The organism is Streptomyces longisporus (genome assembly GCF_039532765.1).
In the GTDB taxonomy this organism is placed as follows: domain Bacteria; phylum Actinomycetota; class Actinomycetes; order Streptomycetales; family Streptomycetaceae; genus Streptomyces; species Streptomyces longisporus.
This window is the reverse complement of record NZ_BAAASG010000007.1, coordinates 1,134,445-1,159,133: the sequence shown is the minus strand read 5'-3', so window position 1 is coordinate 1,159,133 and position 24,689 is coordinate 1,134,445. Positions and strand designations below refer to the sequence as shown.

The 24,689-nt window shown below is 69.8% G+C and carries 16 protein-coding genes and 2 pseudogenes; 11 read left to right on the top strand and 7 right to left on the bottom strand.

What is annotated here, in order from left to right:
• Positions 1-11: 11 nt before the first annotated feature.
• Together ABD355_RS16680 and ABD355_RS16675 are read right to left on the bottom strand one after the other, a co-directional pair.
• Positions 12-1,637, bottom strand: a complete 1,626-nt coding sequence (locus tag ABD355_RS16680) for a multicopper oxidase family protein (RefSeq protein ID WP_344401095.1) — start codon at positions 1,635-1,637, stop codon at positions 12-14.
• 77 nt (positions 1,638-1,714) lie between these two features.
• The gene (locus ABD355_RS16675; RefSeq protein ID WP_344401094.1) at positions 1,715-2,182 is read right to left on the bottom strand and encodes a hypothetical protein; all 468 of its coding nucleotides are present in this window, start codon (positions 2,180-2,182) and stop codon (positions 1,715-1,717) included.
• A gap of 414 nt (positions 2,183-2,596) precedes the next feature.
• On the opposite strand from ABD355_RS16675, the pseudogene ABD355_RS16670 reads away from it, so the two are divergent.
• Positions 2,597-3,338: pseudogene (locus ABD355_RS16670) on the top strand (chorismate synthase); the annotation flags it as partial.
• 43 nt (positions 3,339-3,381) lie between these two features.
• Here ABD355_RS16670 and ABD355_RS16665 read toward each other — a convergent pair.
• From ABD355_RS16665 to ABD355_RS16655, 3 genes are all read right to left on the bottom strand, one after another.
• Complete coding sequence (locus ABD355_RS16665) at positions 3,382-4,662, bottom strand: MDR family MFS transporter (protein ID WP_344401092.1); 1,281 nt, start codon at positions 4,660-4,662, stop codon at positions 3,382-3,384.
• Positions 4,659-5,789 carry a PLP-dependent cysteine synthase family protein gene (locus ABD355_RS16660; RefSeq protein WP_344401091.1) on the bottom strand — a complete coding sequence of 377 codons (1,131 nt, stop codon included), beginning with the start codon at positions 5,787-5,789 and terminating at the stop codon, positions 4,659-4,661. Before ABD355_RS16660 ends, ABD355_RS16665 begins: the two co-directional genes overlap by 4 nt.
• 98 nt (positions 5,790-5,887) lie before the next feature.
• Positions 5,888-6,352 (bottom strand): hypothetical protein, encoded by a 465-nt coding sequence (locus tag ABD355_RS16655; RefSeq protein WP_344401090.1) that lies wholly within the window; start codon positions 6,350-6,352, stop codon positions 5,888-5,890.
• Positions 6,353-6,607: 255 nt separating this feature from the next.
• On the opposite strand from ABD355_RS16655, the gene ABD355_RS16650 reads away from it, so the two are divergent.
• The 6 genes from ABD355_RS16650 (at position 6,608) to ABD355_RS16625 (ending at position 19,233) form a co-directional block, all read left to right on the top strand.
• The gene (locus ABD355_RS16650; protein WP_344401089.1) at positions 6,608-6,916 is read left to right on the top strand and encodes a heavy-metal-associated domain-containing protein; all 309 of its coding nucleotides are present in this window, start codon (positions 6,608-6,610) and stop codon (positions 6,914-6,916) included.
• Positions 6,917-7,028: 112 nt separating this feature from the next.
• Positions 7,029-9,308: a heavy metal translocating P-type ATPase gene (locus tag ABD355_RS16645; protein WP_344401088.1), complete on the top strand. Its 2,280-nt coding sequence runs from the start codon at positions 7,029-7,031 to the stop codon at positions 9,306-9,308.
• A gap of 211 nt (positions 9,309-9,519) precedes the next feature.
• Entirely contained in the window at positions 9,520-10,770 is a 1,251-nt protein-coding gene (locus tag ABD355_RS16640) for a protein kinase domain-containing protein (protein ID WP_344401234.1), read from the top strand.
• A 592-nt stretch (positions 10,771-11,362) separates the two neighbouring features.
• Positions 11,363-14,248 (top strand): helix-turn-helix transcriptional regulator, encoded by a 2,886-nt coding sequence (locus tag ABD355_RS16635; protein ID WP_344401087.1) that lies wholly within the window; start codon positions 11,363-11,365, stop codon positions 14,246-14,248.
• A gap of 677 nt (positions 14,249-14,925) precedes the next feature.
• Positions 14,926-17,262, top strand: a complete 2,337-nt coding sequence (locus tag ABD355_RS16630; protein ID WP_344401086.1) for a WD40 repeat domain-containing protein — start codon at positions 14,926-14,928, stop codon at positions 17,260-17,262.
• 285 nt (positions 17,263-17,547) lie between these two features.
• Positions 17,548-19,233, top strand: a complete 1,686-nt coding sequence (locus tag ABD355_RS16625) for a hypothetical protein (RefSeq protein ID WP_344401085.1) — start codon at positions 17,548-17,550, stop codon at positions 19,231-19,233.
• 403 nt (positions 19,234-19,636) lie between these two features.
• Here the strand turns inward: ABD355_RS16625 and ABD355_RS16620 are convergent, their stop codons facing one another.
• Both ABD355_RS16620 and ABD355_RS16615 read right to left on the bottom strand, forming a co-directional pair.
• Positions 19,637-19,816 (bottom strand): hypothetical protein, encoded by a 180-nt coding sequence (locus ABD355_RS16620; RefSeq protein WP_344401084.1) that lies wholly within the window; start codon positions 19,814-19,816, stop codon positions 19,637-19,639.
• Between the two features lie 78 nt (positions 19,817-19,894).
• Positions 19,895-20,350: a hypothetical protein gene (locus ABD355_RS16615; RefSeq protein ID WP_344401083.1), complete on the bottom strand. Its 456-nt coding sequence runs from the start codon at positions 20,348-20,350 to the stop codon at positions 19,895-19,897.
• 687 nt (positions 20,351-21,037) lie between these two features.
• Here ABD355_RS16615 and ABD355_RS16610 point away from each other — a divergent pair.
• From ABD355_RS16610 to ABD355_RS16595, 4 genes and pseudogenes are all read left to right on the top strand, one after another.
• Positions 21,038-21,197, top strand: a pseudogene (locus tag ABD355_RS16610) (IS5/IS1182 family transposase); the annotation flags it as partial.
• Positions 21,198-21,354: 157 nt separating this feature from the next.
• Entirely contained in the window at positions 21,355-22,515 is a 1,161-nt protein-coding gene (locus ABD355_RS16605; RefSeq protein ID WP_344401082.1) for a serpin family protein, read from the top strand.
• Positions 22,508-23,218 carry a hypothetical protein gene (locus ABD355_RS16600; RefSeq protein WP_344401081.1) on the top strand — a complete coding sequence of 237 codons (711 nt, stop codon included), beginning with the start codon at positions 22,508-22,510 and terminating at the stop codon, positions 23,216-23,218. Before ABD355_RS16605 ends, ABD355_RS16600 begins: the two co-directional genes overlap by 8 nt.
• Positions 23,212-24,513 (top strand): DUF2207 family protein, encoded by a 1,302-nt coding sequence (locus ABD355_RS16595; RefSeq protein WP_344401080.1) that lies wholly within the window; start codon positions 23,212-23,214, stop codon positions 24,511-24,513. Before ABD355_RS16600 ends, ABD355_RS16595 begins: the two co-directional genes overlap by 7 nt.
• Positions 24,514-24,689 lie beyond the last annotated feature (176 nt).

Below are 24,689 nucleotides of genomic sequence, written 5' to 3'. Positions count from 1 at the left end.
CGTGGAGAACGTCAGGCTTGGTAAGCCACGTTCGCCATCATCCCGGCCTCGCCGTGGTAGGCGTTGTGGCAGTGCAGCATCCACTGGCCCGGGTTGTCGGCGTCGAGAAGGACGGACAGCTTCTTCTTGGGCAGCACGATCGCGGTGTCCTTGCGAGGTCCCGAATCGCCGAGCTGGTACGTGTGGCCGTGCAGGTGCATCGGGTGCCACATGTCGGTGTCGTTGACGAAGTCGAGCCGTACACGCTGCCCCTCCTCGATGACGACGGGGCTCGCCTCAGGGTCCTTCATGTCAAAGGCCCTGCCGCTGATGGCCCAGTTGTACTTCTCCATGCCGCCGGTCAGCTTGATCTGATGGGTGACGTCGGTCTTGGCGGACTTCAGGCGCACGTCGTCTGCGGCCCGCAGCTGGGACGCCGTCATGATGATGCCGTCGAGTTCCTTCGGGCGGACGGTCGCTGCCGGCTTGCTTCCCGAACCGGTGCGGACCAGCGCGAGGCCGTTGGCGTTCTTTCCCTCGGCCAGCGCCACGAGAGGGAAGACCCCGTCGCCCAGGGTGGCCACGACGTCATAACGCTCCCCCATACCGATCAGCAGCGCGTCCACCTGCTGATGGTCGACCGGGAAGCCGTCGGTGTGGGTGATGGTCAGCTTGTGACCGCCGAGAGCGACGCGGTAGGCGGTGTCGCCGCCCGCGTTGATGATCCGCAGGCGCACCTTCTTGCCGGGCTTACCGGTGTAGACGTCCGGATCGGCCGCCACTCGGCCGTTGATGAGGTGGTGCGGGTACTTCACATCGCCGGCGTCACCGCCGAGCAGCTTGCTGGTGGCGCCCATGAGCATGAACTTCGTCGACATGCCGCCGGACGAGGAGGCCGAGGCGGACGGCGACGCGGACTCCCCCATGTCCATCCCGCCCATGTCCCCCATGCTGTCGTCCGAGCTGCTGGGGCCGGGGCTGCTCGCGCCCATGTCCATGCCGCTCATGCCGCCCATGCCGTGCTTGAGTTCGGCGAAGACCGCGTCGGGGGTGCCGGTGACGCCGTCGACCCAGTCGTCGAGGAGGACGACCCACTCGTCGTCGTAGTCGAGGGTCTCCTTGGGGTCCTCGACGATCAGTGGGGCGTACAGGCCGCGGTCGAGCTGGACGCCGACGTGCGGGTGGAAGAAGTACGTACCCGGGGCGTCGGCGATGAACTTGTACGTGAAGGTGGAGCCTGCCCGGACGGCGGTCTGGACGGCGGGCGGCACACCGTCCATGTCGTTGCGCAGCGCGATGCCGTGCCAGTGGATCGATGTGGTGGTCTTGTTCGGGAGTTGGTTGGACAGCTCGGCAACCAGGGTGTCGCCGACCGAGAGCCGCACCTCCTTGCCCGGAGTGCGGCCGTCGAAGGCCCAGGTCTTGGGCATGATGCCACCGCCCAGGTCGATCATGGCGGGAGCCGCGGTCAGGGTGATCTTCTGCTGCCGCCCGCTGCCCTTTCGCTTCTTCTCCGCGGCGGCGACCGCCGAGCCGGAGGGACTGACCAGGGCGTTGCTGCTTCCGGAGCCGCTTCCGCTGCTGCACGCGGCGAGCGCGCCGGCTCCGGCGACTCCCATGCCGGCGAGCAGGACGGAGCGACGGTTGATGCTCTTCATTTCGTTGTGGTCCTTGAGTCTCGTAACTGCCGATGTGGGCGCAGAAGGACGGCACATCGTGCGCCGTCCGGCGCGGCCTATATGCGCAGTTGCGAGAGGACGGACAGGTCGGGCGGGGCGCGCTCGACCACAGCCGCGGGGGCCTGCCCCGCCTTGGCCTCACGAAGATCCACGAGCGGAGAGCACTCGTTCTCGGCGGGGACGGCGAGTTGAACGGAATCGACGCTCGCCGTCGCGCAGTGCTGCATGCCGGACGCGGCACAGCCGCCGATGTCGGCCGTGTTCGGGGAGGGGGACCGCCAGGAGAGCGAGGTCCCCTCGTCCGGCATGACGTGCCCGGCATGGGCGGTGCTCGGCGTGGAGGGCGCAGCCACGGCGGTCATGGACGAGGCGTCCATCGTGGACGAAGCGCTCGTCCCGGGTGAGGCGCCCATCACGGCGTTCTCGTGATGAACGAGCACGGCCAGCGCGGCGCACAGGGCGATGAACACCCCGTACACCCAGCGGACGGTCGTACCGCCGCCGCGAGCCGTCCGTATCGTCATTTGCTCACCTTGTCACATACCTTCACCGGGTCGCGTCACTATACCCCCAACGGGTATAGGGAGGCCCGGCTGGCTGACGCCGTTCTTACTTGGTCGGCAGAGCTCCGCAGGAGTGCAGACCGGTGGTGAAGGCGAACGCCGCAGTAGTCGAAGAGGAACGTGGCGCAAGCCACCGGGCCGAGTACTGCCGCGCGGCCTCCGTCCACGCGGCGCCCGCGCTGTGATCGTGAAGGCCCAGAGAAGGAAGACCCGGCCGGTCAGGGGTACGCCGCCTTGTCCGTCAGGTTGCCGTCCGGCCGAGCGGGCCTCTTGGAAGAAGTGCAGCGCCCCGGACTGACTCAGCATGATCCGGCCACTACTACATTCCTTAGAGAGCTCGTGGTCGCGACCTCTGGAATCACCGGAAACGCTCCCCTGGGCGAGGTGGCCCGTTCGTTCCTCGCCGAGGCACTCGGCGTGGCACTGGTCTCGCACGTGGTCGAACTCGGCACGGCCAAGGCGCCCTCAGGGACGCTTCCAATTCCCGAAGAGGCCCTCGCGGTCGATGCCGACCCGCTGCGCTCCCTGGACCCGGCGGTCTCGGCCGCCATGGTCGCCGAGATCGACGCGGCGCATCGCTCCGGCGACACGTTGGGTGGCGTGATCGAGGTTCTCGCCTACGGCCTGCCGCCCGGCCTGGGCAGCCACGTGCACTGGGACCGCCGCCTGGACGCCCGGTTGGCCGCCGGCCTCTTGGGCATACAAGCCATCAAGAGTCGAGTGGGCGACGGCTTCGACCTGGCCCGGTCGCCGGGGTCACTCGCCCATGACGAGATCGTCCCCGGCGATCCGCTGCCGCGCCGTGCCTCCGGCCGCTCCGGAGGCATCGAGGGCGGTATCTCCACCGGCGAGCCCCTTCGGGTCCGGGCGGCGATGAAGCCCATCGCGACCGTCCCCCGCGCCCTGGCAGTGGACACCTCTACAGGCAGGCCCGCCTGGGGCCCATCACCAACGCTCCGACGTGTGTGCGGTACCCGCGGCGGCCGTGGTGGCCGAGGCGATGGTCGCCCTCGTACTCGCGGACGCGGCGGTCGAGAAGTTCGGCGGCGACTCCGTTGCGGAGACCCGGCGCAATGCTGACTCATTTCTTCAGGACCTGGGATGTCGCTATATCTGAGAGCGTCACGCTCGCGCCCACGCGCGAGCACCACATTCCCCGCTCACGGGGTAACCGCCGTCAGCTCCGGTTCCGGCTGTGCGACCAGGCGGCCCGAGCGGGCCAACACCCCGACGCAGCCGGCGCAGAAGGCGCCCGTCGCGACGAGGGCCCACCAGGTCAGTTCCGGGTGTCCCAACTGGTGTGCGGCATCCCAGATGGCACCGGTGGTCAGGTTGCCCAGGGTGATGCCCAGACCGGCGACGGTGTTGTACAGCCCGTAGTGGGTGGCGACCAGGCGTCCGCCGGCGAGGGACACGACCGTGTCCATCTCGAACGGATAGACCATCGCCGTGCCCAGCCCCAGCAGGGCGACCGCCGCGAACAGCGGCACCAGTGCAGTGATCCAGGCCGGCGGGCCGGCGTCCCGGGCAGCCGGGCCGGCGTCGATGAGCAAGGGGAGGAAGGCCGCGCCCATCAGGGCGATGCCGTACACGATGGCCCGCTGGGACGACCAGCGCGCCCGGGCCCATGCGGTGATCTTCATTTGGCCGGCCACGGCGACCGCGGCCGAGAGGGCGAACAACGCCGTGGTCACCGCGTCACCCTGGCCGGAGGCGGCGCGGTGCGCCTGCAGCGGTAGCGCGAGGTACATCTGGAAGGACAGGACATACGAACCGATCATGGCGAGGGCAAAGAGGAGGAACGGGCGGTTGGCGAGGACCGTGCGCCAGTCCGCCAGCACGCCACCGGTTTCGGCTGATGTCGTCGCCCTGCGCGCGGGCAGCATGCGCAGCTGAATCAGCGTCAAGACGAGGAACAGCACTGCGGCCACGGAACAGCTGAGTCGGAAGTCGACCGCCAGCAGGGCGAGTCCGACCAGTGGACCGACGAACATGCCTGCTTGGTAGAAGGCGTTGAAGGCGGCGAATGCCTCCACTCGCCGCTTCCCTGCCTCTTGGGCGAGATACGCGCGCACGGCCGGGTTGAACAGCGCTCCCGCGAACCCCGTCGCTGCCGACGCCAGGACAAGAGCCGGCAGTGAGTTCACGAAGCCGAGCAGGCCGAAGCCGATGGTCCGTAGCACGCACCCGGCCATGATCACGGGCTTGTATCCGAGCCGGTCGGCGAGTGTGCCGCCGACGAGGAACATGCCCTGCTGGCTGAAGTTGCGTACCCCGAGCACCAGGCCGACCGCCCAGGCGGCCATGCCCAGGCCGCCCGACAGATGCACGGCCAGGTAGGGCATGAGCATGTAGAAGGCGGTGTTGATGGTGAACTGCTGGGCCATCAGCAGTCGGATGCATCCGTTGAACGAACGGAACTGGGCGGCAAGGGACTTCATCGCGCGAACCCCTCCGGCACCGTGACGTTGGTGCAACGCGTCCAGCGCTCGACCCTCCGCTCCCTGGGATGTGTGATGTCGTCCGGGTCAGATGCGGGAAAGCGTCGTAGGAGGCCGTGCTCGCGGCAGTAGTCGTCGCTGTAGACGGTGTTCCAGTAGCGGTGGACGCCGTCGGGGAAGATCGCCGCGATGCGGGTGTGTTCGGGCTCCGTACGGGCCAGCCAGCCGGCCACGAGCGCGACGGCACCCACGCTCCAGCCGCCGCTGGCGTAGTGGCCGCGGGCGAGCTGACGGCAGGTCCACACCGCCTCGCCCGGAGCCACCCAGTGCACCTCGTCGAAGGCCGCGTGGTCGACGTTGCCCGGGTGGATGCTGCTGCCCAGGCCGCGCATGAGGCGCGGGCCGGCGGGCTGGCCGAAGACGGTCGAGTTGACCGAGTCGACGCCGACGAGCTTCAGCTGCGGGTTGAAGGCGCGCAGGATGCGAGCGATGCCCGCCGAGTGCCCGCCGGTGCCGACCGCCGCCACCAGGACGTCGACCCGGCCGAGCTGGACGACGAGTTCGAGGGCGAGTGGGGCGTAGGCGGCGACGTTGTCGGGGTTGTGGTACTGATCGGGGCACCAGGCCGACGGAGTACGCGCGAGCAGTTCACGCACGCGTACGCGGCGCCCCTCCTGCCAACCGCCCACGGGATGCGGCTCGATGGCGATGTCCACGTGCGCACCGAGGGCACGCAGTTGGTGCACCATCAGCGGCTCCATGCCGGGGTCGGTGACCAGGGTGACCGGATGGCCGTAGGTGATTCCGGCCAGAGCGAGGCCAAGGCCGAGGGTGCCGCTGGTGGACTCGATGATCGGGGCGCCCGGCGTGAGGTCGCCCCGCTTGCGGGCCGCGGCGACCATGTGGAGCGCAGGGCGGTCCTTGATGCCGCCGGGATTGACGCCCTCCAGCTTGGCCCAGAAGCCGCGGCCTGCTGGGTTGAAGGGTTCCCCGATCCACAGGACAGGGGTGTTACCGACCATTCCGGCCGGTGAGCGGCGCGGGGCTCCGGCCGGTTCGGGGAGTTCGTGCGCCGCGAGGAAGGACGTGGTGTCGTGCGGTGTGATGCTGCGCAGGGCAGTGCTCATGTGGGGTCCTCTCGCGGCCCCGCTCGCGCTGGGGCCGCGTGTCTGCCGTACAGGTGAAGGTGCCGGACGGCCCGACCGTTCACGTCGGGCGGGCAGGGTCAGGTACGGCTGACGCAGACGAGGCTCAGCAGGTGGGAGCCGCCGGAGGTTGGCACGGCCGCCGTGTGCCCTCTCCCTGGTGGGGCGCCGGACGTATCGGCGCCAACCACGCGGTGACGCAGGGAGAGCAGCGCGGTCAGCGCGAACGCCAGGAGGAGGGCTCCGGCGGGTACACGCGTGTCGGCAGGCCAGTCGGCCGGATCGCAGCACGCGATGCCGTGGTGCGAATGCCCGTCCACTCCGTGGGTCGGGGCGCAGTCCGCCCCCTCCCCCGTGGACTTCAGACCGCCCGTTCCGGCCTCCTCGTGCACCGCCGACGCGGCAACTGTCGCAGCGTGCGAGCGCCCCTCGGCCGGGTGCGTGGCGCACGCGACAGCATGGGCCAGGAGCATCAGCACCAGACCCACGAGGAAGGCGAGGGCCGGCTTGCGCCCACTCACGCAGCCGGCCGATTCCTGCGGCATGCGACAGATCGTAAGCGGATCATCATGCTCTGGCAGAATTCGTCCACGTATGAGGGAAAACTCCTACCCCTTTGAGAAGCACGGTTCCTACTAAGCAAACTAGCGAGGAGGGCCCCGGCAAAGCGGATCGCCCGGACAGGGCCACAGGTGACGGAATACCCCCTAGGGGTATAGTGTTGTCACTCGTCAGGAGGACAGGGCGACCACCCCTCCCTTGACGAAGCGACCCACGCACCCAGACCTGAGGAAGAAGCCATGACCACCGAGACGAACACCAGCACGAGCTCCTGCTGCGGCTCCTGCGGCTCCGGCTCCGGTACCACGTCCGAGGTCCAGATCGAGGGCACCGGCGCCACCACCACGGTCTACAAGGTGTCCGGCATGACCTGCGGCCACTGCGAGGGAGCGGTCTCCCAGGAGATGTCCGCCCTGGACGGGGTCAGTGCGGTCCAGGCCGTCGCCAAGACCGGCGAGGTGACCGTGACCTCCGCCGCCCCGCTCGACGAGGAGGCCGTCCGCGCCGCCGTCGACGAGGCGGGCTACGAGCTCATCGGCCGCGCCTGACGGCTCGGTCGGGGCCCGCGCGCCTCGGATTCGCCAATTCCTCCCCGCGCCGGGACGTATCGCTCCGCTGATACGGACGCCGTACGTCCCGGCCTCCCCTGGAGATACGCCCATGACCAGCACGGCTCCCGAGAAGGCAGTACCCGACGCAGCACCGCCCGCCCGCGAGGTCGAGCTCTCCATCGGCGGCATGACCTGCGCCTCCTGTGCGGCCCGCATCGAGAAGAAGCTCAACCGCATGGACGGTGTCACGGCAACCGTCAACTTCGCCACCGAGAAGGCGAAGGTCGCGTACCCGGAAGGCCTCGAGGTAGGCGATCTCATCGCCACCGTCGAGAGGACCGGCTACACCGCCGAGGAGCCGCCCCCGCCCACGTCCGCAACGGCCGGGGAGGACGAGAAGCAGGCCGCTCCCGCCCCGGAGGCTGAACTGCTGTCCCTGCGGCAGCGCCTGTACGCGTCGCTGGTGCTCACCGTGCCCGTCGTGGCAATGGCGATGGTGCCGGCCCTGCAGTTCGACAACTGGCAGTGGCTGTCACTGACCCTGGCCGCGCCGGTCGTGGTCTGGGGCGCATTGCCGTTCCACAGGGCCGCCTTCACCAACGCCCGGCACGGCGCCGCGACCATGGACACGCTGGTGTCCATCGGCACGCTCGCGGCGTTCGGCTGGTCGTTGTGGGCGCTGTTCTTCGGGCACGCGGGCATGACGGGCATGCGGCACGCCTTCGAGTTCACCGTCTCCAGGACGGACGGCTCCTCCTCCATCTACCTGGAGGCCGCGGCCGGGGTGACCACGTTCATCCTCGCCGGGCGCTACCTGGAGGGGAAGTCGAAGCGCAAGGCGGGTGCGGCGCTGCGGGCGCTGCTGGAGTTGGGCGCGAAGGACGTCTCGGTACTGCGAGGAGGCAGCGAAGTACGCATCCCCGTTGCCCAGTTGGCGGTCGGTGACCGCTTCGTCGTACGGCCGGGTGAGAAGATCGCCACCGACGGCACCGTCGTAGAGGGCGCCTCCGCCGTGGACGCGTCCATGCTGACCGGCGAGTCCATGCCCGTGGATGTCGCCGTCGGTGACGCCGTGACCGGAGCGACCGTCAACGCCGGCGGCCGTGTGGTCGTCGAGGCCACCCGGGTCGGCGCCGACACCCAGCTCGCCCGCATGGCGAACCTGGTGGAGGACGCGCAGAACGGCAAGGCCGAGGTGCAGCGCCTCGCCGACCACATCTCCGGTGTCTTCGTCCCTGCGGTCATCCTTGTCGCTCTCGGCACTCTGCTGACCTGGCTGCTGGTCACTCGTGACGCCACCGCCGCGTTCACCGCGGCCGTCGCGGTCCTGATCATCGCGTGCCCGTGTGCCCTCGGCCTCGCCACACCCACCGCCCTGATGGTCGGCACGGGCCGCGGCGCCCAGCTCGGCATCCTCATCAAGGGCCCCGAGGTCCTGGAGTCCACCCGCCGCGTCGACACCGTCGTCCTCGACAAGACCGGCACCGTCACCACCGGCCGCATGCAGCTCCAGGACGTCTTCACCGCACCGGACGTGGACGAGAACGAGCTACTGCGGCTGGCGGGTTCGCTGGAGCACGCCTCCGAGCACCCGATCGCCCAGGCCATCGCCGCCGGTGCCACCGAGCGGACCGGGAGCCTGCCGACGGTGGACAACTTCGAGAACGTCGCCGGCCTCGGCGTCCAGGGCGTCGTCGGTGGTCACGCTGTACTCGTCGGCCGCGAGAAGCTCCTCCAGGAGTGGGTCGTCGAACTCCCCCGCGAGCTGGCCGAGGCCAAGGCCGCCGCCGAGGCCGAGGGCCGTACGGCCGTCGCCGTTGCCTGGGACGGCGAGGCTCGTGGCGTCCTCACCGTCGCCGACGCCATCAAGGAGACCAGCGCCGAGGCGGTGGCCGAGCTGCGTCGCCTGGGCCTGAAGCCCGTGCTCCTGACCGGCGACAACCAGCTCGTGGCCGAGTCCGTGGCCCGCTCCGTCGGCATCGACGAGGTGATCGCCGAGGTCCTGCCCGAGGACAAGGTGGATGTGGTCAAGAGGCTGCAGGCCGAGGGCCGTACCGTCGCGATGATCGGCGACGGCGTCAACGACGCGGCCGCCCTCGCCACCGCCGACCTGGGCCTGGCCGTGGGCACCGGCACGGACGCCGCCATCGAGGCGGGCGATCTCACCCTCGTCCGCGGCGACCTGCGAGTGGCGGCGGACGCGATTCGCCTCTCCCGCAAGACCCTCGCCACCATCAAGGGCAACCTCTTCTGGGCCTTCGGGTACAACGTGGCGGCCATCCCACTCGCCGCGCTCGGCATGCTCAACCCGATGATCGCCGGTGCCGCGATGGCGTTCTCATCGGTGTTCGTCGTCACCAACAGCCTGCGGCTGCGGTCCTTCAAATGAGCATCTGAGCCCGCGTTGACCGAGGCGCCCGACCCTTCCGGCCGGGCGCCTCGGTGTTCCCGGCGGCGTGCTGGTGGGCCCGGCAGACGGTCGAGTCGGCGTTGGTTCCGCCCGCTGCCGGCGGCCCCACACGGGATCACAGAGATCCCACAACAACCGCCTCTACCGTGCCTCGGCGGAGTCCGGCAACGAGGGGGAACACGTGGATCGCATGCGTCGTCTGGGCGGACGCTACTGTCTGGAACAGGCCCTGGGACAAGGGGGGATGGCGGAGGTATGGCTGGCGCGTGATCTGCTTCTCTTTCGTCCGGTGGCCGTGAAGACGCTCCGGCCGGAACTGGCGGCCGATGCCGAGCACTGGGCACGGTTCCGCAGGGAGGCCGTCTCGACGGCGCTGCTGGGCCACCCGTCCATCGTCTCCGTCTACGACGCGGGCGAGGAGATGGCCGACGGTGGACCCGTCCCCTACCTGGTGATGGAGTACGTCAGGGGTACCACGCTGCTCCAACTGGTGCGCGACGAGCGGATCAGCGGGCCCGAGCACGCCCTGGAACTCACCCTCGGCGTACTGGAGGCGCTGGAACACGCCCACCGCCACGGCATCGTCCACCGGGACATCAAACCGGCGAACGCCATGCTTTCCCACGAGGGCACCGTGAAGGTGATGGACTTCGGCATCGCCTGGTCGGTGGATCCGGCGGGTAAGACCCTGACCCGCACCTCCGTGGTCTTGGGCACGGCCGCGTATCTCTCGCCGGAACAGGCGCGGGGCGAGGTGGTGGACTGCCGCACCGACCTGTACTCGACCGGCTGCCTGCTGTTCGAACTGCTCACCGGCCGCCCTCCGTTCACCGGTGAGACCCCGCTGGCCGTCGCCATGAAACACGTCGCGGAACCCCCTGTCCCTCCGTCCGCCCATGCTCCGGGGCTTCCCCCGGCCTACGACTCACTGGTGCTCCGTGCCCTCTCCAAGGATCGCGCGGACCGGTACCAGACCGCCGGGGAGATGCGTGACGCCATCAGGGAGGTACTCGCGGGCCGCCCCTCTGTGGTGACCTCGCCGGCGCCGGTACTGCCCCCGACGGACCGGGACACCTCCCTGTCCCCGCCCGGAGGGCCCCGGAAAGCGGGCTCCGTGCGCCGACGGCGCATCCGCCGGGCACTTCAGGCGACCGCGGTGTTGCTCGTGACGGTGACAGGCGTGGCCGCCCACCTGATCACCGGACGGCCCACGTCTCCTGATGCCCTCGTCGCGGCACCGTCCCTGATCGGCAAGACGATGGCCCAAGCGCGATCGACTGCCCAGGCAGCGGATGTACGCCTCCAGCGCGTGCGATACCGGGCGTGTCCCCGACCAGCCGTGCCCGCCGGTCGGGTGTGCGAGCAGACTCCCTCGCCGGGGAGCCGGGTGGCACCTCACACCGTCGTGCGGGTCACCGTCTCTTTCGGGCCGTCTCAGTAGAGCTGCTCGGCCGGCTGTCCCACTGTCAGGGAGCGCTTGCGAGGTGCGGTCGGTCAGGCGGTCGGCAGGCGAACCGCTCGGCTCAGGGCGTGCGGGAGCGCGGCCCGGGACCGGATGTCGAGCTTGCGGTAGATGTGACGTGAGGTGGGTTTTCACGGTTCTGGTGCTGACGAACAGCTGGTCGGCTCGGTTACGTAGTTTCAAGGAAGTCCCGTCGCTGCACGGCCGGCACAGTGCTGCCCACGGCATGGCTGAGGGCAGAAAGCCGGGCCTGATGTCCTCTGCTCCGTGACCTGCCGCGCCTCCCGGTTCGTCTTCTTCTTCCCTGGCCGGTCGATGCCGTCACCCGGACCGGACCGGATCGCTGCGGCCTCAGGCTCCGAGGTGGTGGCTCTGGCGATCCGGTGACTCGTGGAACTGGCCGGGCTACCGCACAGCGGCCGCTGCCCGACGGCTCTCTGACATTCGTGACGGATGCGGCCGGTCGACGCTCCCTGCAGCGGAACCAACACGTAGGTCGACCGAGTCCATGCAATGGCGGATGTATGAAGATATGACCTGGTTGTGTTCGCTGGGGAGGGGAGACCCGCTGGTGCCAGGGTTGGACGAGACGGCGAGGACGCTGGTCGGCAGAGCCGAGGAACTCGAGCGGCTCGGCTCGGTGCTCGGCCGATTGGGGCAGGACGGCGTTCCCGCTGTCGTCGACATCGTCGGCGACGCCGGCATGGGCAAGAGCCGGCTCCTGAGCGAGGTCTGTGCGCGGGCGCAGCGGCTTGGGCTGGCCGTGGTACGCGGCAGGGCCACGGAATACGAGCGGCACACTCCGTTCCAGACCTTCACCGACGCGTTCTCCGACGTCGACCGTGCCTTTCTCGACTCGGGCGCCGTACCCGATGCGGCGGTGCCCGTGCTGCGGGGCGTCGACGGTGCGCAGGGCACGGACAGCCGTGACCGGTTCGGCCTCTACCGTGCCGTGGCAGAGGTGCTGACCGGGCTCGGGGAACGCGGCGGGCTGGTGATGGCCCTGGACGACCTGCACTGGGCCGATCCCGCCTCCCTGGAGCTGTTGGACCACCTGGTACGGCACCCGGTGAGCGGCCGGGTCCTTCTGGTCGTCGCTCGCCGGCAACGTCAGACGCCGCCCTCCCTCGCCGCTGCCCTCACACGCGGCGTCGACACCGGAGCCGTACTACCGATGGTTCTGCGGCCGCTGCCCGAGCGGGACTCGATCGAGGCGCTCGCTCCTGACCTGCCGCCGGCAGACGCGAAGCAGATCTACCAATCCAGCGAGGGCAACCCGCTCTACCTCCGCTCCCTGCTGCACGCCTACCGGAGCGGTGCGTCGTCGCCCGGCACCACCGCCCGGGCCCACGAGGGCACCGCGTCCGGCGTGCCGAGCGGCCTTGCATCCCTGCTTCTGGACGAGCTGAGCGCGCTGACCGAGGCACAGCGCCGCACCCTCGAAGCGGTGGCGGTCCTCGGCGACCACACCACACCCGCCATGCTGGCCCTGACGGTCCCGCACACCACGGCGGACGAACTCGACGACTGGCTGGACGCACTGGCCCGGCGCGACCTGCTGCGCACGGGAACCGACGGCCGCTGGACACTGCGCCACCCGCTACTGCGGGCGCTGGTCTACGAGAACACCGCCGCAGCGCGCCGCCTCGCGATCCACCGCGGCGCGGCGGACGCACTGGCGCGGTCCGGAGCGTCGGCCGCCGAGCGTGCTCATCACGTCGAGCGGTCGCTGCATGACTGGGATCCCGCGGCGGCGGCCGTACTGACCGAGGCGGCCGCCCAGTTCGCCCATACGGCACCCGCAACCGCCGCCCATCTGCTGGACGTCGTACTCCGGCTCATGCCTTGCACACCCGTATACGCACAGCACCGCGGGGAGTTGACGCTGGCCCGCGCCCGCGCCCTCGCCGTGGGCGGCAGTCTGCGCGAGAGCCGCGACCTGCTGCACACGCTCATCAACGGATCCGAACAGGACGACACATCGCTGCGCGGGGACGCCATAGCGCTGTACGCGGCGTTGGAACGGCACCTCGGCCACTCCCCGGGGGCGACCGCCCTGCTGCAACGGGAGTTGGCCCGCAGCCCCCTTCCCGGGCCCCGCCAGATGGTCTCCCTGGGGCTCGCACTCGGCATGACCGCCCTGAACACCGTCTCCTATCCCGACGTACGCCACGTCATCGAGCAGACGCTCGCGGTGGCTCGCTCCCACGGCGACCGCACGGGAGAGCTGGGGGCCCTGGCCCTGGGGGCCTTGGGAGAGGCCTACGAAGGGGAGACGGCAGCCGCCCGGGTGTTCGCCGACGCCGCCGCCGGCATCGCGGACTGTCTGACCGGCCCTGACCTCACGGAACTGGCGGAAGCGCTGGTGTGGCTGGCCTGGGCGGAAGCCCTGCTGGAGCGGTACGCCGACGCGGAACGCCATGCCGACCGTGGTCTGGACATCGCCCGTCGCGGCGGCCAAGTCCACGTTCTGCCTCACCTGTTGAGCAGCAAGGCCTTCGTGCACCTCAACACCTGCGAGCTGTCGTCCGCCCTGGAGTCGGCCGAGGAGGCGGAGTCCGTCGCACGCGCGATCGGCAGCAGCGACCTCCTGGCCTTCACCCTGTGCTTCAAAGCACTGATCCTGCTTGTGCACCGTCCCCTGGGTGACACCAGGGCGCTGGAGACCGCCGAGGAGGCCGTGGCCACGGTCGGCCGAAGCAGCCACTGGTGGGCTTCGCTGGCCAGGTGCGTGCTCGGCCACACGGCGCTCGTGCACGGCGATCCGCACCGCGCGCAGGAGTCGATCCTGAAGGCAGGCGGCCCCGAACTCCTCCGGCTGCAGCCCTCGATACGCCCCGGCCAGCTGGACACCCTCGTCAGCGCCGCGCTCGCGACCGGCGACGCGGAACAGGCCGCGCGCTGGGCCGCACTGGCCGTCGAGGAAGCCGACCGGATAGGACTGAGCGGCCAGCACGGGGCGGCGTTGCGCGCCGGGGCCGCGCTCGCCCAGCATCACGGCGACAACCGCGCTGCCACGGACCTCTTCGAGCGCGCCGCGCAGGCGTACGTACCCTCCGGCGCGACTCTCTGGGAGGCGTACTCCCTCCTGCTGGCGACCGTCCAGGCGCAGGCCGCGGGCGACGGTCCACGCGCCCTCGTGATGTGGGAGCGGGCCCGCCGCATCGCCGACGAAGGCGGCGCACGCCTGCTGTCCGACCTGGCCGCACTCGTCCGCCCTCAACCCGAAAAACTTCCGCCCACACCCACGGAACTCGACCAACTGACCGCACGGGAACGGGAGATAGCCGAACTCGTCGCCGAAGGACTGAGCAACCAGGCCATCGCGACGAAGCTGTACCTCAGCCGCCGTACGGTGGAGACCCACCTCTCAGCCATCTATCGCAAGACCTCGGTACCGTCCCGATCGGCGCTGGCAGGCCTCATGACGCGTGCCGCCCTCGATCGACGCGCATGAACAACGCGTCTCAGCGTGTCCACTTGTGCCGTCGCGGGATCAAGGCGTGGTGCCGGCGGGCAGATCTGCCAACTCCTGCGAAGTGGGCCTGCGGCGGGTGATCGGCCGGGACCTGCGGGTCGGAACGTCCGGCGCGGAACGGCACCCGCCGGCCGGGGCGGGGAGAGCGGACCGCGAGCCGCCGAGCGGCGCCGTCAGGGCGTCGGCGACGGAGCGGCACTCTGCCTGGGTGAAGCTGAACCGGCCGCCGTAGGGCCCGCCCAGGCGCGGGCATATCGACCGGTTGGGATTCCTTCCTCGGTCAAGGGGTCGTGCGCCAGATCCGCGTGGCCGCGTCCCTACTGACGGTGGTGATGCGGCTGTCCGGGGCCCAGGTTCGGGCCCGCCTACGGGGCCGGTCAGCCCGGGGAGGATCCCTATCCGTGGAACGGCACCGTCGTCCCGCGTACGCGTACTTGCGCACGTGAGGCCTGGCGGATTCACCCGACGGTCCGGGGACACGGATCCTCGGCAAGCCGTCCGGACGGGGTCCGCAGGGGAGGGTGGGCCGAGGAGCCCCGTAGAGGAACTGCGGACGGCTGACCTCCCGGGTCAGCGGCACACCCTTCGCGGCCGACCGGGCCACCGGCTCCGCAGGCCCGAACCGGCGAACGAGTCGCTGCCCGACACGCACCACCGTGCGAACCGCGGTTCGCCGTGCAAACCCAAGCCCCGGTCAGCGGCGACGCCGGTCAACGCTCCGCTGTAGGGGTGTGCGGGGAAATACGTATCTTGCTACTGAAGTTTGCTTTGGTGTGTGCGGTGGGGCGGGTGGGGCGGTTACGGTCCTGATCATGTCTGGTGATCTCCGAAGCGATGGTCCGGCCTGCGAGGTTGCGGCGGTGGGTGGGCGGTTGACCGATCCGGGGTGGCTGGTGAACGGCGACCCGGAGCAGGTGCTGGCGGCGTTGGACGGTGCTGCCGGGCAGGAAGAGATGTTGGCAGCTGCCGTGTACCGGGCGTCAGGGCATGTGCACCGTGACGCCGGTACGGAGGTACGGCGACAGGTACTGGCTCTGGACGCCGCCCGGTACGGAAACCGGGAGCTGGCGAGAAGCATCGCCGAAGTGACAACCCGTCAGGAAACCGACAGCCCCTGGGCCGTGCAGTGGGCGACCGGCAGCGGCCTGGACTCCCGGCTGCGGTATGCGTTGCCCGCGCCGGCCGAGGTGGGTGTGGTGGCGACGGTGGTCGTGGAGGGCCGCGGGCTCGCTGTCGCGGGCTGCGAGGACGGCACACTGCACTGGTGGGATCTGGCAACGGGCAGGAAACTCGGCCAGGCCGTGACCGGGCACAGCGGCGCGGTGCGTGCTCTGGCGACGGCGGTGCTGGACGGCCGTCCCGTTGCTGTGACCAGCGGCTCCGACGGGGCCCTCCGAGTATGGGACCTGGCCGAGGGAGAACAGGTCGGCGCGTTCCACGCCGATGACGATTCCTGGGTGAAATCGCTCGCCACCGCACTGGTCGAGGGCCGGCCGGTCGCGGTCGGCGCCGGCACCGACGGCGTGGTGCAGGTGTGGGATCTTGCCGCCCTCACCCAGCACGGTGAGCCCTTGTCCATCCACACCGGCTTTGTGTCCGCTCTGGCGACGGCGGTGCTCGGCGGCCGTCCCGTCGCTGTCACCAGCCACTCCGAGGAACTCGGGGCGTCGGATCCGATCACAGGAGAGGAAACCCTCCGGGTGTGGGACCTGATCACGGGACGGGAGCTAGGCCCCCTGAGCGACCGTTCCGAGTGGCTTCCCGTGTTCGCAGACCCGATGCCCGACCGGACGATGGCAGCCGACGGCGACGGGGACGGGGACGGCAGGGCACGACACTGCGTCAGCCTGAGCCTCAATGCACAGGCGAAGTTCCTGGTCACGGATCCGGCGTTGGAGTGCCCGATGGCCGTCAGTGCCAACGCCTACGAGATGCGGGTCTGGAACCTGGCCACGGGCGAGCAGGTGGGTGAGCCCGTTCCGTCCAGGTTCGTGGAAACGGCGGCCGTGAGCGTGCTCCACGGCCGCCCCGCCGCCCTCGTCGGCGGCCATGGGCCGGTCGAGGTGTGGGACCTGTCCACCCTCGAGCATCTGTACCCGCCGCTGATCGGCCACGTGAGCACCGTGCGGGGAACGGCGACGGCGGTGGTGGAGGGGCGTCACCTCGCCGTCACCGGGGGCGACGACAGATCGGTTCGGATCTGGGACCTGGATGGTCACATAGAGACGGGCAGTCGGCCGACTGGTCACTCAAGGACCATACGAAGGTTCACCACGACCGTCGTGGATGGCCGTGCCGTCATCGTCACCAGCGACTCGGACGAAAAAGTGCGGATCTGGGACCTCGACGACGGTGGACAGCTCGGTAAGCACCTGCCCGGCCACACCGGCGCCGTGGACCTGCTGACGGTGGGGATGGTGGAGGGACGACCCACTCTCCTCACGCGCGACGTGAACAGGACAGTACGGATCTGGGATCTGGCCGGTCGGGAAGAGCTGCACGGACGGTCGACAAGGGAGTACACCGTCGTCGGTATTCACTTCTTCGCGGTGCTGGAGGGCCGCTTCGTTGCCGTGACCTGGGAAGGACGTGTGTGGGACCTGACCGCGGGCCAATGGATCGGAGTACAGCCGAAGCAAGACCGCGCCCACGCTCTGGCCCTGGAAACGGTCGAAGGCCGCAACATCATCCTGACCGGCTCCAGGACAGAAAAGGCGGTCCGCCTGTGGGACATGACCACGGGTGAACCAATAGGGCCGCCTTTGACGGGACATACCAGCGACGTGTGGGCAGCGGCGGCGGGGATGCTGGACGGCCGCCTTGTGGTCGCTGCCGGTGGCGACGACAGAACCGTGTGGGTGTGGGACGCAACCACGGGGCAGCAGATCGGCCAGTACGCCTTTCCAGCCGGTATCTGGAGCCTGGTGGTGGCGCCGGACGGGCGGCTGGCTGTCGGTTTCGGCTCGGACATCGCCGTCCTGGCCCACCGCTGATCGCTCGGTTCCTGTATCGGGGCGAGGTAGCCGATCGTGGAGTGTCTGCGCCGGTGGTTGGTGGAAGCCGAGCCGGCGGAAGACCGTAAGCCGGGCGGCTCGTTCAGTCGGCCGACCGTGTATCCGCCAACCTCGGGATGAACAGATGCTTGTCCATGCCGAAGCCGTCGTACGGAGCCGAGTGTTGACCGCCATGCACCGGGCCGTGTTCGTACGGCGCAATTCGGCACCCATGGCGTTCACGGTTCCGGGTTCCCCAAGCGCACATCCGACCACTGGAGGATCATGGACGACCCAATAGCAGACGCGGGCCCGGGCGGATATCACTCGCACCCCACCGCCCTGGCCCGGCTGGCCGCCGACCACACCCTGGACGGCGCCGAGCGCGTGCGCGCGGCCGAGACCCTGGCCTTCCTGGACGGGCACCGGGAGGCCGGTGCCGCTCTCCTGACCCGCCTCGCCGACGACACCACGCTCTTCAACTTTCTCCGCGTGAGCGCGGCCGAGGCTCTGGCCCGGGTTGCGGGGCACCGGGAGGCCGGTGCCGCACGCCTGACCCACTTCGCCGACGACACCACGGGCGAGTGGCCGAAACCTCGGCCACGCCGGATGCCGAAGCGGCGTGCGACCACAATGGGGGACGGCAACGGCTATGCCCGGGTGGGGGCCGCCGCGGCTCTGACGGCCGTGGACGGGCATCGGGAGGCCGGCGCCGCGCTGCTGACCCGTTTCGCCGAGGACGCCTCGCTCGCTGACCGCTACCGCGTGAGCGCGGCCGAGGCCCTGGCCGGGGTGTCGGAGCACCACGAGAACGGCGCCGCTCCCCTGACCCGTTTCGCCGAGAACACCGCCCTCGACGGCCACGACCGCGTCAGCGCGGCCAAAGCCCTGGCCGGCCTGGACACACACCGGGAGACCGGCGCCACTCTTCTGACCCAACTCGCCGACGACGCCGCCGTCGACCGGAAGGGGCGTGTGTGGGCGGCCACCGCCTTGGCGGCCCTGGACGGGCACCGGGAGGCCGGCACTGCGCGTCTGGTCCGCCTCGCCGAGACCCCCACGGCGAAGCCGTCGAAGCGACTGTGGCGCTCGAAGCTGTGGCGCCTCGAAGCGCAGAATCTCACCTTCTACGAGGACGGCAGTCGGGTGGACGCGGCCAGCGCCCTGGCCCGAGTGGACGACTTCCATGATGTCGGTGCCGCTCTCCTGTCCCGCCTCGCCTGTGACCCCACCCTGCATGACAACTGGTGGCACCTGCGGGCGGCCGAGGCACTGGTCGAACTGGACGGGCACCGGGAAACCGGCGCTGCCCTCGTGTTCCGCCTCGTCCGCGACACCACCCTGAACAGCACGCAGCGCTTGGACGCAGCCCGGAAACTGATCGGGGTGGACGGCTGCCAGACGCTCGGCGCGACTCTTCTGACCGGCCTCACCCACGACACCACCCTCACAGATCGGGAGCGGACGAGCGCGGCTGGGGCTCTGGGGGCAGCGGACGGATACCGGGAGGCCGGCGCCGAACTTTTGACCGGCCTCGCCCACGACACCACTGCCGACGGCTATCTCCGTCGGTGCGCCGCCGAGGAGTTGACGCGGGTGGACGGCTACCGGGAGGCCGGCGCCGAACTCCTGACCGCATTCGCCGACGACACCACGCTCAGCGAATTCAATCGCGTATGTGCGGCAGAGGAGTTGACGCGGGTGGACGGATACCGGGAGGCCGGCGCCGCGCTCCTGATCCGCCTGGCCAAGGACCGCACGCTCAGCAGCAGCAACCGCGTGAGCGCGGCCAGGCAGCTGGGCCGAATGGACGGGTACCGGCGCGAGGCCGTCCACCTCCTCCACGGACTATGCAGCGCCGTCGACTCGGAGTACGTCCGCTGGGTCCAGTCCTACATGCACGAAGTGAAGAAAGCACTGGAAGAAGAGGAGAACCGGGGCGGTCAGACCGGTGAGGGACACGTCCGGTAAAGAATCCCCGAGCATGCTGCCGCCCCGTAGCCCAACGGGTGTGTGGGGCCCGCTGGGCGTGGCATGCCAGCGTGTACCCGCGGGACCACGCCGGCAGTCACGGCCCTCGAACCAGGTGCGGTGCCGAGGTCGGCAGTGCCCAGGTAGCCGGCACGTCCTTCCCGCCCCGCATGGCCAACCAGCGGTCAACGTCGCAGCGGGAGTGCCCGGGAGGGCTGGCGCAGCGATCACTAGGAGGAGCGTCGTTCGGCTGACGATCGACACGAAGACAGGCACGTACGGGCAGGCGATAGCCCCGTCCGGTCGTCCCGGACATCTGGCCGGACGCCCCGGCCACGGGCCCCGGTCAAGGGCCGTCCGGTCGTTGAGGCGGCCGGGCCGCATCACCCGGCCGTCCTGGACGTCAGGTCTCGGCTCGGCCGGCAGCGGCGACCGGTTCGTCAGTCGCTGCGATGGCGGCCTCGCGGCGGGAGGCCAGGGCGGTCTGATCGCTGCCGCCGTCCTCGCCTCTACAACCGCTGCCACGACCAGTACCGGCGCAGCCGAGCAGGATCGTCTCGTCCCCTGACCTGCCCGAACTCATCCGGCTTCTGCGGGCGTTCGTCCTCACACCACCTGTCCGGAACGCCGAACACGTCCTGCACCGGATGCACAGTGAGGATCAGGACTGACTGAGGGCACTATCGAACCCGCGGAGGAAAGCGTGAAAAGAGGTCTGCGCGTCCATGTCCTCGACGAGGCTCGATCCCCCGCCGGTCTTGACGTTGCGCAGGCAGTGGGAAGCGGCCGTCTGGACCCGATTGAGCGTCTCCTGCCAACTGGTGTTGGCGATCTCGTCAGGCGGGTCACGGAATGCCTTCGCTGCCTTCACGTCATCGAGCACCTGAGTACAGCGCGGCGCGATCGTGGGGTCCGTAGTGAGCGGGTCGCTCGCCTCACCCAGGGTTTTCAAATCCGTGGCGATGGCACTCACGTGTTTCTGGCCGCCGTCCTTGGCCCAGCCCGACATCGTCTCCTTGTCCTTGGAACACCCGGCGAGGGCGGTGAGCAACAGGGCTGTGCCTGTCATGACGAGAACACCTCGCACGGCGGGACTGGAGCGGATCGACATGTTCACGAACACCATCCTTCTCTTCGTGTGAACGCTTGAACTGTTCATCGCTCCTCGTCGGACGACCGTGCATGCCCTCATGTACTGCCCCCTCCGCACCGGCCGCCCGGGGCAAGCGATTCACCATGATCGCAAGACGCAGCCCCGGATCCATCGGGGGAATTACTGACTCGTGCACGTAGAGGAACGCGGCCCAGAGGCCATTCCGCGCGGGCTTTGGGGTGAGGTGCCTGTGTCGGTGCGCGGGCGGTCGTAGCACCCGGGGCGGTTGTCTGTCGGGCAGCCGTTTTCCGTGCGGTCGCGGGTCGGATCCGAGGCAGTGACCAGACGCGGCACAGACGTACGGGTTCCCCGGCTGAGTGGCGCGCAGATGCTTGAGCGGTACGACTGGATGTCGTCCATGACAAGTTGTCGGCAGCTGTTTGCCCAGTCGTCGCCGAACGGCCCTGCACGGCCGAACGGTTCACTGCCTGGCGAGCGGGAGTTTGAGAACCCCGCAGTCATGTCCGACGATCAGCTCTGGACCTGCGGCGGCCAGGCAGGTGAGCGCCACGTCCAAGCGATCTGTTCCTGCTCTTGCTGCCGGTGACCAGGACAGTGCGGCTGTCGGGCAGGGTGGTGTCGGTGACGACCGGCAGGCCGGCGGCCGCGTCCCCGCCGCCGGCCACGAGGGGTGGCTCGCCCGGGCGGGGCATCCCGCGTTCCCCGGTCGACCGTGGCAAAACAGGGCCTGAAGCATTCCGGCATGACGGACGGTTACGGCATTCCACTGGGCCGCGTCCTGGCTGGAGCGAACCGTCATGACTCCCTGCTGCTCGCCCCGGCCCTGGCCCGCCTCGACGACTTCCGGCCCACGGGGCGGCGTCTCCTTCGCCCGCAGATACGTACCCTTCTACGCGTTTGCACTGATGCCGAGGCGGGCGGGGTGCGACAGGCTGGTCGTTCTGCACGAGACGCCCGAACCGTTCGGGCCGGTCCGTACCGTGCGGACGGTGCGAGGGGGAGGCTGAGTGACGGCACACGTCATACCTGTTCAACATGTCGGTCAGGTCCGGGAGTTCGCGGAACGTTTGCTGACGTCGGTGGTCCGGGACGCGGTGGTGCGGGACGCGTACGGTGACTTCACCTGCTCGCCCGCGGGTCTGTGGCTCGCGCTGTCGGCCGTGGCGGCCGGGGCGGAGTCGGGCACGGCTCGGGAACTGCGTGCGCTGCTCGGTGTGGCCGGGCCGGAAGCCGCCTTGGCCGTCAACGAGGTGACGGCACAGCTGGCTCAGACGCAAGGCGTCGCAGTCGCGACAGCCGTGTGGGCGCGGGTCGCGGTGTACCGGGCGTACCGCGAGCGGCTGCCGGACGTCCGCTTCGGGCACCTTGACCCCGCCGACGTGCGGGCGATCGATACCTGGGTCCGCGAGGCGACCGGCGGAATGATCCGCGAGCTGCCGGACCGCCCGAAGGGGGAAGAGCTGCTCCTCCTGGTCAACGCGCTTGAACTGGACGGCACTTGGGTGTCACCGCGGTTCAAGCAGGAGGAGACGTCCGACCAGGTCTTCACCGATGCCCGGGGCGTCGAGCACTTCGTTCCGACGATGGCGACGTCGCTGCCCCGGCCGTCGTACGCGTGGACCGTGGAGGCCCCTTCCGGAGCACGGGAGGACGAGGTGGACGTCGTGGCGCTGCTGTGCGCCGAGGAGGCCGGGCGACGGCCGCTGCAGGTCAGTTGTGTGCTGGGAGCGCCGGGCCGGGGCCCGGAGGAGGTACTGCCCGCCGCCTGGGCGGCGCGTGAGCACCGGCGACCGATCGACGCGGACGCGGTGACCATCGCCCTCCCACGACTCCACCTCCACACGCGCCTGCGCGCGGAGCAGCTCCTGGCCTCGCTCGGTGCGCCCCTGGCCGTGTCCGATCGGGCCGACTTCTCCGGCATGTCTCCCGAGTCGCTGCGCGTCGGCAGGGTCGCCCAGGAGTCGGTCCTGAGGATCGACGAGGAGGGGGTCCGGGCGGCCGCGGTGACGCAGGTGTGGAAGAGAAGGTTGGGCGTCTCGGGCCGTGTGCCGCGGACCAGGCACATCGCCTTCGACAGGCCGTTCGGCCTCGTGGTCTTCGCCGGCGACACCGGACTGCCGTTGTTCACCGCATGGCAGGCGTCCGCACCCCGGTCGCCCCATGTCTGACCAGGAGGGCCGGGGGCCGGTCAGGCAGCTGATGCGCGAGTACGGCGGACGGGCGGCCCGTGCCCGCGCGACGACAGGGGCGTGGGGAGTGTTGTGGCCCGCCTCGTTTCCGGGTAAGTCCAGGGCTCGGGTCGCCGCCCACGCGCTCGCGGCACTGGTGCCCGTGACGGCCGTGTGCGGGGCGTACATCGCCTTCTACTGGGCCGACGATCCGCAGGTCGACTCCGGCTCCCGCGTCGGCGTGCTGGTGGCGGGCGGGTCGATGATGGCGATACCGGGCGTGTTGACGGCACTGGTGCTGTTGCGGGCGTTGCGCGACCGGTTCGGTGCGCTGTACTGGCTGCTGGTCGCCCTCGCATGGCCGACGGCCTTGGTCGCGACACCGCTGCTGGTTCTGCAGACCGCCGTGATGGACGACAACGACTACTGCACGGCTTGGGTGCCCCGGCATCCCCTGCCGGGCACCGTGCTGCCCCTCGGTGTGCTGGTCGCGTTGGCCTCGGGCTCGGCGGCCACGTGGATCATGTCGATGGCCTCGCCCCGCCGGAGACGGCCGGGGACCCTCTACGTGGTCTGGCTGGTGACGGTGGCCGTCACGGTCGTCCTGACGCTGGCACCGCAACTGCACTCGGCCCAGACGTGCGGCTCGGAGGCGGGTGCCCGGGGGACATCCGGCAGTTCTGCGGGGAAACAGCCGTGGTGACCCTTCTCTTCGCTTTCGCCTCCGGCCCGCTGCTCTTCGCGGCCGCGGTGTACGCCGTACGAAGACGGGAGACTTCGCCGCCCCTGCCCGATCCCCCACCCCATCGCGACCTGCCTGTGCCTGTGGTGAACCTCCTGTTCGGACGGGGCGAGGTCACGCCGAAGGCGATCGAGACAACCGCTTTCGAACTCGTTGAAGCAGGGCGACTGCGGCTGGAGCGCAAAGCAGACGGAACGCCGACCGTGCGGCTCACACCCGACGCGGAGCACCTCCGACACCTGCGCCCCTACGAGGAACTCCTCCTCGAACGCGTCCGCCACCGCTGCCGCGGCCAGGTCGACCGGGTGCCGATAGAAGCGCTCGGACCTGGGGACGGCGACGAGTACTGGATATGGTGGCGGGCCTTTCAGCGGAGCGTCCAGGACGAGGCGATGGCCTTCGGTCTGGTCCGCCCGGCCCGCGAGAAGTCCCTGACCTGGACGCTGAGGATCGCCGGGGGTCTTGCATGGGCAGCCGTGCTGTACGGCTGTGCGGAGTTGGGCAGCGACGTCTTCGACATGGCCTTCAGAGCGACTCTCATCGTCTCGGCCCTGCTGGGCTTCTGGTACGAGCGATTCCCGCGCAGGTCCGGTCCCCGCCTGACTCCTGCCGGCCACCAGGCCGCGGCCTGGTGGCGCAACAGCGCGGAAGCCACCGCACATCACCCTCCCAAACGGCAGGTGGGGGCCAACGGCCCCGAGTCTGCGCTCCCCGTTCGCGAGTCCCGCCGGATCTGGTCCTCGTACAAGAAGTCGTGGCACATCGTCGACACGGCGCCGCTGGATCGACCGCGCTGGGGCCGGATGTGGCAACTCGTCGTCCTGGTCCTCACCGCCTGCACCACGACAGCGGTGCTGACGATGACCGTACGCACTGCCTACGGCGCGGCCGTCGACGCCGTCCCGATCCTGATCGGCGTGGTCCTGGCGGCTCTCTGGCTACCGGCACGCCGCCGAATCCACAAGGTCCCAGTCGAGTTGACCTTCCGGGGCGTGGTGATCTCCCGTTGGGACTTCACTACTCACTTCGACGATCCGCCGACCGTCATCACGCACTACTGCTGCTCGATCGAGCACCCCGAGTCCAGCAGGGCATGGTCCTTCGAAGTGGACCAGTGGCGTCGGCCGATGTTCTCCACGGAGTCCAACCCCCAGCTGCAGGACCGTTTCAAAGTGGGCGACGTGGTAGACGTGCACTGCAGCCCCCGCCGACGAAAGATCCACCAGATCAGCATGGTCGAGGCCGTACCACGCTGAGATACGAAGACGGGAAAGCGGGGCACGCGTGCGCGTCCTGTCACCTCTACATGGCCAGTCCCCTGCGCGCGATGAAGCCGACCAGGACGGAACGCAGCCGCCTTTTCCACCGCTGTCCCGGGCCCCACCCATGCGCAGGGGTCGGTCAGCAGGCGTGCGCCACCCTCCTACGCGAT